The following is an 11890-nucleotide window of genomic DNA, read 5'->3' as shown; positions in this document are numbered from 1 at the left end:
CCTCCTAAAGTACTTCCGGTGCTAATGAAAGAATACGCATGAAATTGTGATCTCTCAATTCACGGGCAATCGGTCCAAAGATACGTGTACCGACTGGGTTTTTGTCATCCTTGATAATAACAGCTGCGTTCTCGTCAAATTTGATATAAGAACCATCAGCACGTCTGACACCGCGTTTAGTACGAACAATTACGGCCTTAACAACTTGGCCTTTAGTTACTGTACCACCTGGAGCAGCCTCGCGTACGGAGCAAACGATTACATCGCCGATGTTGGCAAATTTACGCCAAGAACCGCCTAAGACCTTGATGCACATTAATTCTCTGGCGCCAGTGTTATCAGCTGCACGAAGCAAAGATTGGACTTGAATCATTTCTTACCTCCGATAGCTTATTTAGCTCTTTCTACGATTTTGACTAAACGCCAACGCTTATCCTTACTTAAAGGACGTGTTTCCATAACTTGGACTCTGTCGCCCTCGTTACAGCTGTTCTCGGCATCATGTGCCTTGAGGCGAATAGTTTTACGAATGTACTTTTTGTAAAGTGGATGCTTGACCAAGTCGGCAACCTCAACCACGATAGTTTTATCCATCTTGTTTGAAACAACTAGGCCAGTGCGGACTTTACGTAAGTTTCTCTCGATAGTGTTTTCCATACTTTAGTCCTCCTTATGCTTGTTCTTTCAATTCGCGTTGACGAATTACAGTCTTAACCCGAGCAATATCACGCTTTACTTCGCGTAATCTTGCAGTATTGGTGAGCTGATGTGTTGCAGCTTGGAAGCGTAATTTGAACAACTCTTCCTTTAAGGCAACTAATTCTTCTTTGAGCTCAACATCTGTCTTTTCAATAAGAGTATTCATTTTCATTACGCTTGAACCTCCTCTTTGCTGCGAACGATGATCTTCGTCTTGCAAGGCAATTTATGTTGGGCTAAGCGCAAAGCTTCACGAGCTTGATCTTCAGGAGCACCAGCCACTTCGAACAATACACGACCTGGTTTAACAACTGCTACCCAGAACTCAGGAGCACCTTTACCGGAACCCATACGGACTTCAGCAGGTTTCTTTGTAACTGGCTTATCAGGGAAAACTTTGATCCAAACCTTACCACCACGCTTCAAGTAACGATTGATAGCAATACGGGCAGCTTCGATTTGATTGCCTTTCATCCAGCAAGGCTCTGTAGCCTGAATACCGAAATCACCGTAAGCCAATGTGTTACCGCGTGAGGCTTTACCTGTCATACGGCCGCGATGAACGCGTCTATATTTGACTCTTTTTGGCATTAACATTAGGCTTTGCCTCCTTCTGTAGCATTTGTTTGGTTATTTTTGCGAGCAAAAACTTCACCCTTGTAGATCCAAACCTTAACACCGATTTGACCATATGTTGTCAAAGCTTCTGCAAAGCCATAGTCAATATCAGCACGCAATGTCTGCAGAGGAATGGAACCTTCATGATAATGTTCGGAACGAGCAATATCAGCACCGCCCAAACGACCGCTAACCTTTGTCTTGATACCCTTAGCACCATTCTTCAAAGCACGGGAAATACATTGCTTCATAGCACGACGGAATGAAATACGTCTCTCAAGTTGGTTAGCAATATTCTCAGCTACTAATTGAGCATCTGTATCAGGTGACTTAACTTCATTGACGTTGACGAAGAAGTTCTTCTTGAATTCCTTCTGTAAGTCTTTCTTCAATTGCTCAATGCCAGCGCCTTGACGGCCAATGACCATACCTGGCTTAGCTGTGTAAATTGTGATGATAGTCTTGTCGCTACCTTTACGCTCAATATCAATGTGAGAAACACCACTAGCGAAAGCATATTTCTTCACAAAGCTTCTTAATTTTTTATCTTCGACTAAGTACTTGCTGAAATCTTTTTTGTCAGCATACCATCTAGTACTCCAGTCTTTGATTACACCAACACGTATACCATGTGGATTAACTTTCTGACCCATAGCTTCCTCCTTATGCTTTCTCTTTCAGTACAACTGTGATGTGGCTAGAACGCTTCATAATACTGAAAGCGCTACCGCGAGAACGTGGTTGGAAGCGCTTCATCAAAGCACCTGGGTTAGCATAAGCTTCATAAATATAGAGCTTTTCGCGATCCAACGAATTGTTATTGACAGCGTTTGCTGCAGCTGATTCTAACAATTTGAGCAAGACTTCAGAAGCTGCCTTTGGAGTGTACTTCAAAATAGCCAATGCTTCTTTCAAGGACTTTCTGCGGATCAACTTCAAAACAATGTTGACCTTGCTAGGAGAAATACGGACGCTCTTAGCTGTTGCGATACCCTGATCCTTGCCTACGCCTAAGACCTTGCGCTCTTTCTTGGTCAGCAATTGGGGTTTCCTGGAACGTGTATGAGGAGCAAAACTTGTACTCAAAATTTGTTCACGATTGTTGAGCATGTACTCCTTGCTCATAACTTTCTTTTCCACAATTTTTCTCCTTCCTCTTAACGTGCTGTCTTTTCAGATCCAGAACCAGCATGGCCACGATATGTACGTGTAGGTGCAAATTCACCTAACTTATGTCCAACCATCTCTTCAGTGATATAAACTGGAACATGCTTGCGACCATCATGGACAGCGATTGTATGACCGACCATTTCTGGGAAGATAGTCGAAGTACGTGACCAAGTCTTGATTACTTTTTTGTCATTGGCTGCATTCATTGCCACAATTTTCTTCATCAAAGATTCAGCAACGAAATAACCTTTTTTTGTCGAACGACTCATTACTATTGCCTCCCTTAGTCTTTACAACGCTTTACGATCAAGCGATCTGATTTCTTGTTGTGCTTACGTGTCTTATAACCCAATGTTGGCTTACCCCAAGGTGTAACAGGGGATGGCAAACCAATTGGAGACTTACCTTCACCACCACCATGTGGGTGATCGTTAGGGTTCATAACAACACCACGTACATATGGGCGACGACCCATGTGGCGCGTCTTACCAGCTTTACCGATTTTAACATTCTCATGTTCTGCGTTGCTTACAACACCAATTGTTGCACGGCAGCTCAATAAAATCTTACGCATTTCACCAGAAGGTAAACGCAAAACTGCAAAGCCGTTTTCTTCTTTAGCTAAGAGTTGAGCAGCAGCACCAGCCGTACGAACGAGCTGAGCGCCTTTACCTGGTTTCATCTCAATATTGTGAATCATTGAACCAACTGGGATGTTCTCAAGTGGTAAACAGTTACCGGCTTTGATATCAGCCTCAACGCCACTAACAACTGTATCGCCAACATGCAATCCTTCTGGAGCCAAGATATAAGCCTTAGCACCATCTGCGTAATACAAAAGCGCAATGTGAGCTGTTCTACGTGGATCATATTCCAAAGCAGCAACCTTAGCTGGGATTGTATCCTTATTGCGTTTCCAATCGATGAGACGGATTTTTTGTTTGTTACCGCCGCCATGATGACGGACAGTGATACGACCATACGAATTGCGACCAGCTTGGCTGCCCTTGCTAATCAAGAGAGCTTTCTCTGGTGCTTTCTTAGTCAGACCTGAGAAATCAGCCACCGTCATATTACGAACAGCTGGAGAAGTAGGTCTAAAACTTTTTACTGACATATTAATACACTCCTGTTCTTAACGGTTACTGTTGATTAAAACCGAATTCTTCAATTGTTGTCTTGTACTTCTTGTCAACCGCGACGCTTTGACCGCCCTTTGTCAAGTAAGCTGCTGCCTTTGGTTCTAAGTCAATCTTAACAATTGCTTTCTTCCATTGAGCAGATACACCTTGGTGTACGCCAACGCGCTTTGCTTTACCTGGCTTGTTCATTGTGCAAACGTCTAAAACGCGGACATTGAAAAGTTTCTCGACAGCATCTTTAATTTCAACCTTGTTAGCATCAACTGCTACTTGGAAGGTATAACGGCCAACAGCCATTTCGCTGCTGGAATGTTCCGTAATAATCGGCTTCAAAATTACATCATGAGCAGTTTTCATTACGCATATACCTCCTGAATCTTCAAGGCAGCTTCCTTAGTCAAAACTAAGACGTCCTTGCTCAAAATGTCATAAACATTCAATGTATTGACACGGCAAGTTGCTACTTGTGGCAAGTTGCGAGCGGACAATTGCAAATTCTTGTTTTCGCCAGCTTCAACAATCAACATACTCTTGTTATCAAGTTTCAAAGCTTGTAAAACAGTCACAAATGCCTTTGTCTTGATTTCTTCCAAGTTCAAATCTTCCACAACCTTAATGCTGTCAGCTGCCAATTTGCTTGAGAACACGCTCTTCAAAGCTAAACGGCGTTGCTTCTTAGGCACTGCGAAAGAATAATTACGTGGCTTAGGTCCAAAAATGATACCGCCGCCGACCCATTGTGCAGCTCTGATAGAACCTTGACGAGCACGACCTGTACCCTTTTGACGCCATGGCTTACGGCCGCCGCCTCTAACTTCGCTACGTGTCAATGTGGAACTAGTGCCTTGGCGCTTGTTTGCCAATTGTTGTTTTACAACTTGGTGTACAACACTTTCATTCGGTTGAATGGCAAAAATCGCATCACTTAATTCGATCTGGCCAACTACTTCACCTAATTTATTGTATACATCTAATTTAGCCATTTCCCAGTTCCTCCTATTCCTGCTTGCCAGCCTTAACAGCAGCACGAATCTCTAGCCAGCCGCCACGTGGACCTGGAACAGCACCTTTAACAGCCAAGATATTACGTTCGCCGTCAACTAAGACAACTTCCAAATTCTGAACTGTTACATTGCGAGCACCCATATGGCCAGGCATCTTCTTACCTTTACGAACACGAGCTGGATAAGCTGATGCACCCAAAGAACCGACACGACGATGATACTTAGAACCGTGAGCTTCTTTACCGCCTTTTTGGCCGTGGCGCTTAATGTTACCAGCGAAGCCCTTACCTTTTGACAAGCCGCTGACATCAACGAGCATGCCTAAGTTCAAACTATCTGAAACTTTGATTTCCTGACCAATTTCATAATCATCTGTTGAATCTACAACGCACTCTGCGAGTAACTTCATAGGTTCAGCATCGATCTTTGCGAACTGGCCCTTGTCTGGCTTGTTAACTTGGTTAGCGTTAGCTTCGCCAAAACCAAACTTAACAGCTGTGTAACCGTCAACTTCGACGCTCTTCTTTTGTACAACCTTAATTGGGCCGCACTCAATAACAGTTACTGGAACAGCTTTGCCATCTTCTCCGAAAAGCTGTGTCATACCAGCTTTTCTACCAAGCATATAAGCTTTCATTAATTTATACCTCCATGGTTATTGGTTCGGATTTTCCGAACTTGACCAAAGCTCGATTAGAGCTTGATTTCAATGTTAACGCCTGCGGGCATATCCAAGCTCATCAATGCCTCAACAGTTTTCTGACTTGGTGCAAAAATGTCGATCAAGCGCTTATGTGTACGTGACTCAAATTGTTCACGTGAGTCTTTGTGCTTGAATGGGGAACGCAAGATTGTAACAACCTCTTTGCGTGTTGGCAGTGGTACTGGGCCAGAAACACTAGCGCCTGTGCGCTCCACTGTTTCAACAATTCTTTTTGCTGACAAATCAAGAATTTCATGATCAAAAGCCTTCAAACGAATTCTGATCTTCTGATTTTTTGCCATAACTTTTCTCCTTTGCTGCTTTCGTTGCTTCACTCGTTCCGGGTGTTTAAACCTAACTCATAACAAAACCCAAGTCATCATCGTGCCTGGGTTTAGTTACAGTCGCTTCTCTACGCTACCAAGCAATCAGTTCTAAACTGAGCTACAAACAAAATTTGTAGCAAGAAGTCTGTGTTAATGCTCTACCCTACTCGAACAAAGTTCGTCGTTAAGCTCGAAGCTTAACTCCATCCACTCAAGTTCCCTGAGTCGTTGCAGTATTTCGCTCAGCCATCTTGAGTTTCATCTGTATATGTATTAAACATACCCTAACATTATACGCAAAGCCCCCATTCACAACAAGCTTTTGCTCGGTAAATGAGGGCTTCTTTGGCAATTAATTAGTAAACTTTTTGTAAATTCGTGTGTTGCGTCGCCTAAATCTGCTTATGTGTAGATTGATAGAGCTTTTCTAACTCAGCTTGTTTAAAAGTGTAGCTACGTTTGCAATAGTCGCAGGACATTGTAAGTTCTTTTTCTTTGAGTAAGCTCTGCCAATCAGCTGCTTGCAAACTGCACAATGCTGCCTGCATTTTTCGGGCGCTACAACTACACGCTAATTTGACAGCTTGGCGCTTGAGATATTTGATGTTCTCATCAATCATCAGCATATCAAGAATTTGAGCTGTATCGAACTTATTCTCTACAAACCAGCTAAGTGTAGGCATATTATTCACGCGTTGTTCTAAGCGCTCGATGCTTTTATCTGTTGCAAGTGGCAAAGCTTCAAGTAAAAGCCCAATTGCAAAGCTGATGCCGTCTTTGTTCATCCCAATTTGCAAGATCAAGCAACTACGGCGTTGCTCACTTTTAGCTAAGTAATAGGCTAAGGTCTGCGTGAGTCCACTTGGCTGTAATTCAACCTGACTAATGAATGGTGCCAAGCTCGGCGAAAAGCTACGCATAACTTGCAAGCGGCCACTTCCACCTAAATTCTCACTAATATCAAGTTGCTTATTTGCGTTGATATGTACTTTAGCATGTGGGCTAGATGTTTTGGCACGAAAATGCAAATTCTGCTGACATTCAACTTGCAAACGACCTAAGTCTCCAGCTGTCTGCAAGCTCATACCTAACCACGCTGATTCGTCTTTCAAGTCGCTAGCTAAAAGTAAGCTAGTTAAGCTTAACTCACCTAACGCTTCTGTTGCGCTGGGCGACAAGTCATGGATTTTTTGCAATTTGCGCATACTCTCAGTCAAATCGACTGCAAGTAGCCTTATTTCGCCTTGCCACGCCTCAGCATACAGAACATGATCACCCAAGCGATGGATGTCTTCTTTATCGCGAATATCATTAAATTGGTATTTGCTCTCGCCCATTCCAAACTCCTAAAACAGCTATCAGCCAAGGTAACCCATTGGATTTTCCAAGTTGCCGTTGACCTGCACTTCAAAATGCAAGTGAGGTCCAGTTGAGTTACCAGTTGAACCTGCGCAACCAATTAGCTGGCCCGCTTGCACCTGTTGGCCTTCTGAAACCATAACATTTTTCAAATGGCCGTATAGTGTTACAATTCCGCCGCCGTGGTCAATAACAATGTAGTTGCCATAAGAACCTGGTGATGTATTCTGGCCTTCATATGGGTTATATGCTTTAGTAACTGTACCGCTGCTGGCTGCAACTACGTTTGAGCCAAAGGCTGCTTGAAAGTCAACGCCACGATGGAAATAGGAATTGCTCAGGACATTGTCGCCGTAACCAAATGGACAAGTGATTGTGCTGCTATAAGCATTAGGGAAAGCCCAGCCACCTGTGGCTCTTGTTGGTGCATTATTCACTGGAGCTTGTGGGGTTGGCGCATTTTTGAAATTGCTATTGCTTACCTGTTTAACAAAGCCTTTACCTACTCCCTGCTTCATCTCAGCTATGCGTTTAGCCTGTTCAGCTGCTTGTCTCTTACGTTCTTCACCAATTTGTTTGAGTTGCGCATCGTAGTTAGCCGAGCTTGCTTCCAAGCTCTTAATATTAGCTTGGGCTTGTGACAATTTGTTCTGCTGTTCAAGCAAATTTTGTTCGCTCATACTAATATCATTGCGTAAATTTTCCAATTGCTTCTTAGCATTTTTAAGCAATTTGTCAGCTTGTTCTTGCGTCTTTTTGGCATTGTCTTTGCTCAATTTAGCATAATCCATGCTTGACTCCAAGCTGTCTAAAGCTTGTTTATCATTGTCCGCAATGATGCGGCTTAACTCATAACGGGTATGGAAAGCCTGCAAGTTCTTAGAGCTAATCAAAATGTTCAACCAGCTATTGTCATTCCTTGTTTCAAAGATGACAACCAAGCGATCTTCATATAATTTTTGTTGGCGCTCCATCTCAGCTACAGCATGCTCATAAACAGACTGGGCTTGTTCAAGCTCCTGCAAAGCTTTGTCAAAAGTGCCTTGCAGGTAAGCCACCTCACCCTCGCTTGCTTTACCTTTTTCTCTTAACTCATCAACTTCTTTTTTGAGTGACTCGAAATCTCTCGCCTGACTGTTTGCTCTAATCTTAGCTTGCTGCAAATTTTGCAAAGCTTGCTGCTTGTTCTGGCGAATTTCTTGTTCTTTAGCAGTTAAAGAATCAGTAGCTTTCAGTGGAACTGTCGGCCACATTAATAAAGCCGTAGCCAAAAGCGCTACTAAAAAGCCAGCTCTCTTTCGACCTAATTTTTGAGTAATTTTCTTCATTTTTGCTCCTTTTAGACTTGGACATAACGTCTGACAGAAATAGCACTACCAATTGAACCAATCAGCACACCAAAGACAAGGCAAATTAAAGCTGATGGCCAAAAGGCAGCTGCTACGTCAACCAAAGCATAATATGAATTAACATCAACACCGTTCATCAATTTGTGGTAAACACTAGCATAAATGAAATAGACCATGATGCTACTTATAAACGAACCGATGCAGCCCACAAGCGCGCCTTCAAACACGTATGGAATGCGTATGTACAAGGTTGTTGCGCCGATATATTTCATAATTTGAACTTCCTCACGTCGCGCCAACACTGACACACGCACCATGTTAGAAATAATGAACATAGCGATCAATGCTAAAGCCACAAAGGCAATGATAAAGGCAATGTTCACACTGTTTTGAGCCTTGGCAAAGAAATTCAAAAGTTCGCCCGCATAGCGCACATCACGCACACCCTGCTGTGAACTAATTTCAACCCGGAAATTATCCAACAGAGATGGATCTTTCAGCTGTACTATAAAGCTATAAGGCAAACGATCAGCTTTCAAGCGATCCAAGACACTAGCTTTGTCACCTAACGTTTCACGAAAAATCTCCAAGTTCTGTTTTGGGGAACGCATCTCAGCGCTCTTGACGTTCTCTGAGCTTTGTAGGCGTTGCCAAATGGCTTGCAGTTGCGGTTCTGTAATATCGTAATCAGCATAAATCTCAACTGTTGGCTGTTGGCCAGCGCGGTCAAGAATTTGCGTGATATTCATAGAAAAAATAGTAAATACGCCAAGAATCAACAGCATCAAAGCCACCGTGGTTATAGACGCAATTGTTACCAACGGATGTCGCACACTATTTTTAATACTCTCTTTAAATAAGTTACCTAATGTATTAATCTTCATAATTCTTCCTAGTCATGACCACTGTTAAATTTAGAAGCGGCGTTTCCCCCAGCGCTCTATGCGTTCGCTGCTTAAATTGCTACGTTGCTGTTTCTGACCAGATGTATTCGTTCCATCCAGTTCAATTTCAGTTTGGGCATTGCTAAAAAGCTTATCATCCGCCTCTTGTTCATGGTAGAGGCTATTTCGAACCGCCTCTGTCCACGACCTAGCCTGCATATTCGTTCCAGCTTGCGTATTAACCGTTTTGCGCTCCAGCGTAGGCTCAGCTTGCTCAGAGACACGGCTCACATTCAGCTTGGTGCTAACTGGCAATGCTGTTTCAGCTCCAAGCTCTTTGTTAGCTGTAGAAGCAGCTGTATCTGTCGTTGTATCGGCAACTTCAGTCGTTTCAGCTTGTGAAGAAGCAGTTGACATTGTTTCTTCAGAATTATTCGAAGCAACTTGCTGGCTCTCATCAAGCTCTTTGCTTGAAGGCTCTACTTGTTCGCTAGTTGCCTGTAGATAATTAGGCTCGGCATAAAAAGTACCTTCGCTATCGTCACGAATTTTCATACCGTCATCAATCATAATGACACGTTTCTTCATACGATTGACCAAGTCTTTATCATGACTGCAGACCAAAACTGTAGTGCCGCTCTTATTAATCTCTGCTAACAAAGCCATAATGCTTTCAGAGTTGACAGGGTCCAAGTTACCAGTTGGCTCATCGGCTAAAATCATCATCGGGCGGTTAACCATTGCTCTAGCAATAGCTACACGTTGCTGCTCACCACCAGATAGCTCATACGGATAAGCTGACTGACGATTACGCAAACCAACTATAGACAAAACCATCGGCACTTGGTGCAAGATAGCTTTGCGGCTAGCACCGACAATCTCCATTGCGTAACTAACATTCTCAAAGACCGTTTTGGATGGAATCAAGCGGAAGTCTTGGAAAACCATGCCAATATTGCGGCGCAAATACGGAATTTGCTTCTTCTTAATTGTATTCAAACTAAAGCCATTAACAATTATCTCACCCTTTAATGGTCTTTCTTCGCATGTCAAAAGTTTAATAATTGTCGACTTACCAGAACCACTTGAGCCAATAATAAAGACAAACTCACCACGCTCAACTTTGAAGCTGACATTCTTTAACGCTAATTCTTCACTCAGCTGATAAGCCATGCTGACGTGATCAAATTCAATCATTGCCGCCTCCTTATTACACGTAACTATAATTATTCACTAAAATAACAAGCAAATTGTGGCAAAAATATAAGTTGCTTGTTAAACAAAAGCACAACAATTTAAAAACATTCATTTTTATCGCTGCATTAAAATTTAATTATGGTACTAAAATAAAATCCGGTCAAATTTGACCGGATAGTTTGGTTTAAAAACATGCGCACAAACTCAACGTCTCATTAAGCGTTTATCATCTTTATCACCGAAATTTTGGCGTTCCTGATACTCTAAATACAAGCGAACCATACTTGCCAGCTTGAACAAAACAGCATCATCGAACTTACGCAAATCCAAACGCGTCAGTTTCTGAACCTTGTCCAAACGATATACTAAAGTATTACGGTGTACGAACAATTGTCTGGAAGTTTCAGAACCGTTCAAGTTATTTTCAAAGAACTTATCAATCGTCAATAATGTTTCATTGTCCAACTGGAAATAGGAATTGTCAGGGAAAACTTCATCCAAGAACATCTTGCATAGAGTTGGTGACAACTGGTAAATCAAGCGGCCTAAACCTAACTGCTCGTATTTCATAATATCATTCTCAGGTGAGAAGATACGGCCTATTACAAGGGCCAACGTAGCTTCACGATAGGACTTTGCCACATCTTTGAGTGTCTCAATCATAGTACCGACACCGATATGGAAGGACGTCATCAATTCAGCTTTCAACGTGTTCAAAATGGTCTCAGCAACTTCATCAATCGACAGATCAACTGAGAAATTACCATCTTGATCACGCTGTAAATCTTTGAGCACGACAATATTCTCTTGATCAATCGGCAGGATAAAATCTTGCTGGCGATTCGGGTATAAGCTGCGTAAAATATCAATCACATTCTGGCATTCATTCTCATCAATGCTAACTAAGAAAGCGCAACGTTTAGCAGCATAGGCAATCTTAAAATCACGAGCTTTCAGTGGAATATCACCAGGCAACTCATTCTCAAGTAAAATATTTTTCAAGAAGGCGTTGAAGTCAGCTTCATGGACCTCATCTTCCAATTCTGCTAAGAGCCAACGGTTAATTAAACTAATGTATGTGTGAGCCTGATTATCAGTGCCATCAATCACGATTGCAAATTTAGGCTGGCCACTGATATGTAACTTCATCATTGTTGTTTCATCTTGTACAGCAATTTTATCAGCACTAGCAAAGAAAACTGCGACGTTAGGATAAACACGTCCAACTTCTTCCTCATTGGTAGCAGCAATGACCTTACCATCAGGGCTAACAATTGCTACCATCCGATCTAAAATTACTTGCATATCCTGAATACACTTTTCCAGAACTTCTAATTCCATGTCCACGTCCATACCTCCCGCTAACTCTCAAGCAAGTTATGATACTCTCTTTATTCTAGCAAAAAGAAACTCAAGATAAAACTATTTTTAGCTAATTT

The 11890-nt window shown here is 42.4% G+C and carries 17 protein-coding genes; all 17 read right to left on the bottom strand.

Annotated features, from left to right (window positions below; all coding sequences use genetic code 11):
* Positions 1–4 precede the first annotated feature (4 nt).
* A complete protein-coding gene (rplN, locus tag PYS62_RS00970; RefSeq protein ID WP_066715118.1) occupies positions 5–373 on the bottom strand; it encodes a 50S ribosomal protein L14 in 369 nt (122 codons plus the stop codon).
* A gap of 17 nt (positions 374–390) precedes the next feature.
* On the bottom strand, positions 391–657 hold the full coding sequence (rpsQ, locus tag PYS62_RS00965; RefSeq protein ID WP_066715117.1) for a 30S ribosomal protein S17: 267 nt from the start codon (positions 655–657) through the stop codon (positions 391–393).
* A 13-nt stretch (positions 658–670) separates the two neighbouring features.
* Positions 671–871, bottom strand: a complete 201-nt coding sequence (rpmC, locus tag PYS62_RS00960) for a 50S ribosomal protein L29 (RefSeq protein WP_066715116.1) — start codon at positions 869–871, stop codon at positions 671–673.
* On the bottom strand, positions 871–1296 hold the full coding sequence (rplP, locus tag PYS62_RS00955; RefSeq protein WP_066715114.1) for a 50S ribosomal protein L16: 426 nt from the start codon (positions 1294–1296) through the stop codon (positions 871–873). The genes rpmC and rplP overlap by 1 nt, the downstream gene beginning before the upstream one ends.
* Positions 1296–1970 carry a 30S ribosomal protein S3 gene (gene rpsC, locus PYS62_RS00950; RefSeq protein ID WP_066715112.1) on the bottom strand — a complete coding sequence of 225 codons (675 nt, stop codon included), beginning with the start codon at positions 1968–1970 and terminating at the stop codon, positions 1296–1298. Before rpsC ends, rplP begins: the two co-directional genes overlap by 1 nt.
* A gap of 10 nt (positions 1971–1980) precedes the next feature.
* Positions 1981–2457 (bottom strand): 50S ribosomal protein L22, encoded by a 477-nt coding sequence (gene rplV / locus PYS62_RS00945; RefSeq protein WP_082714387.1) that lies wholly within the window; start codon positions 2455–2457, stop codon positions 1981–1983.
* A 17-nt stretch (positions 2458–2474) separates the two neighbouring features.
* Positions 2475–2756: a 30S ribosomal protein S19 gene (gene rpsS, locus PYS62_RS00940; protein ID WP_066715110.1), complete on the bottom strand. Its 282-nt coding sequence runs from the start codon at positions 2754–2756 to the stop codon at positions 2475–2477.
* Positions 2757–2770: 14 nt separating this feature from the next.
* Positions 2771–3604, bottom strand: a complete 834-nt coding sequence (gene rplB / locus PYS62_RS00935; protein ID WP_066715108.1) for a 50S ribosomal protein L2 — start codon at positions 3602–3604, stop codon at positions 2771–2773.
* A gap of 25 nt (positions 3605–3629) precedes the next feature.
* On the bottom strand, positions 3630–3986 hold the full coding sequence (gene rplW, locus PYS62_RS00930) for a 50S ribosomal protein L23 (protein WP_066715106.1): 357 nt from the start codon (positions 3984–3986) through the stop codon (positions 3630–3632).
* Complete coding sequence (rplD, locus tag PYS62_RS00925; protein WP_066715104.1) at positions 3986–4612, bottom strand: 50S ribosomal protein L4; 627 nt, start codon at positions 4610–4612, stop codon at positions 3986–3988. Before rplD ends, rplW begins: the two co-directional genes overlap by 1 nt.
* Positions 4613–4625: 13 nt before the next feature.
* The gene (gene rplC, locus PYS62_RS00920; RefSeq protein WP_066715101.1) at positions 4626–5270 is read right to left on the bottom strand and encodes a 50S ribosomal protein L3; all 645 of its coding nucleotides are present in this window, start codon (positions 5268–5270) and stop codon (positions 4626–4628) included.
* A gap of 56 nt (positions 5271–5326) precedes the next feature.
* Entirely contained in the window at positions 5327–5638 is a 312-nt protein-coding gene (gene rpsJ, locus PYS62_RS00915) for a 30S ribosomal protein S10 (RefSeq protein WP_066715099.1), read from the bottom strand.
* 416 nt (positions 5639–6054) lie between these two features.
* Complete coding sequence (locus PYS62_RS00910) at positions 6055–6999, bottom strand: Hsp33 family molecular chaperone HslO (protein WP_066715097.1); 945 nt, start codon at positions 6997–6999, stop codon at positions 6055–6057.
* Between the two features lie 21 nt (positions 7000–7020).
* On the bottom strand, positions 7021–8349 hold the full coding sequence (locus PYS62_RS00905) for a murein hydrolase activator EnvC family protein (protein WP_066715095.1): 1329 nt from the start codon (positions 8347–8349) through the stop codon (positions 7021–7023).
* Positions 8350–8360: 11 nt separating this feature from the next.
* On the bottom strand, positions 8361–9254 hold the full coding sequence (ftsX, locus tag PYS62_RS00900; RefSeq protein ID WP_066715093.1) for a permease-like cell division protein FtsX: 894 nt from the start codon (positions 9252–9254) through the stop codon (positions 8361–8363).
* A gap of 30 nt (positions 9255–9284) precedes the next feature.
* Positions 9285–10451, bottom strand: coding sequence for a cell division ATP-binding protein FtsE (ftsE, locus tag PYS62_RS00895; RefSeq protein ID WP_082714386.1), 1167 nt, complete (start codon positions 10449–10451; stop codon positions 9285–9287).
* Positions 10452–10655: 204 nt separating this feature from the next.
* Positions 10656–11792: a PucR family transcriptional regulator gene (locus PYS62_RS00890; protein ID WP_066715091.1), complete on the bottom strand. Its 1137-nt coding sequence runs from the start codon at positions 11790–11792 to the stop codon at positions 10656–10658.
* Between the last annotated feature and the right edge of the window lie 98 nt (positions 11793–11890).

The sequence above is a fragment of the Amygdalobacter nucleatus genome, from assembly GCF_029167365.1.
GTDB classification, from domain to species: domain Bacteria; phylum Bacillota; class Clostridia; order Saccharofermentanales; family Fastidiosipilaceae; genus Amygdalobacter; species Amygdalobacter nucleatus.
The sequence above is the reverse complement of the archived record's forward strand: the minus strand, read 5'-3'. Positions and strand labels throughout refer to the sequence as shown.

Coding starts and splice junctions, on each gene's coding strand:
- PYS62_RS00905 (WP_066715095.1), bottom strand. CDS start 8,349: ATGAAGAAAATTACTCAAAAATTAGGTCGAAAGAGAGCTGGCTTTTTA.
- rpsS (WP_066715110.1), bottom strand. CDS start 2,756: ATGAGTCGTTCGACAAAAAAAGGTTATTTCGTTGCTGAATCTTTGATG.
- rplB (WP_066715108.1), bottom strand. CDS start 3,604: ATGTCAGTAAAAAGTTTTAGACCTACTTCTCCAGCTGTTCGTAATATG.
- ftsE (WP_082714386.1), bottom strand. CDS start 10,451: ATGATTGAATTTGATCACGTCAGCATGGCTTATCAGCTGAGTGAAGAA.
- rpsC (WP_066715112.1), bottom strand. CDS start 1,970: ATGGGTCAGAAAGTTAATCCACATGGTATACGTGTTGGTGTAATCAAA.
- rpmC (WP_066715116.1), bottom strand. CDS start 871: ATGAAAATGAATACTCTTATTGAAAAGACAGATGTTGAGCTCAAAGAA.
- rplW (WP_066715106.1), bottom strand. CDS start 3,986: ATGAAAACTGCTCATGATGTAATTTTGAAGCCGATTATTACGGAACAT.
- rplC (WP_066715101.1), bottom strand. CDS start 5,270: ATGAAAGCTTATATGCTTGGTAGAAAAGCTGGTATGACACAGCTTTTC.
- rpsQ (WP_066715117.1), bottom strand. CDS start 657: ATGGAAAACACTATCGAGAGAAACTTACGTAAAGTCCGCACTGGCCTA.
- PYS62_RS00890 (WP_066715091.1), bottom strand. CDS start 11,792: ATGGAATTAGAAGTTCTGGAAAAGTGTATTCAGGATATGCAAGTAATT.
- rplD (WP_066715104.1), bottom strand. CDS start 4,612: ATGGCTAAATTAGATGTATACAATAAATTAGGTGAAGTAGTTGGCCAG.
- rplP (WP_066715114.1), bottom strand. CDS start 1,296: ATGTTAATGCCAAAAAGAGTCAAATATAGACGCGTTCATCGCGGCCGT.
- rplN (WP_066715118.1), bottom strand. CDS start 373: ATGATTCAAGTCCAATCTTTGCTTCGTGCAGCTGATAACACTGGCGCC.
- ftsX (WP_066715093.1), bottom strand. CDS start 9,254: ATGAAGATTAATACATTAGGTAACTTATTTAAAGAGAGTATTAAAAAT.
- rpsJ (WP_066715099.1), bottom strand. CDS start 5,638: ATGGCAAAAAATCAGAAGATCAGAATTCGTTTGAAGGCTTTTGATCAT.
- PYS62_RS00910 (WP_066715097.1), bottom strand. CDS start 6,999: ATGGGCGAGAGCAAATACCAATTTAATGATATTCGCGATAAAGAAGAC.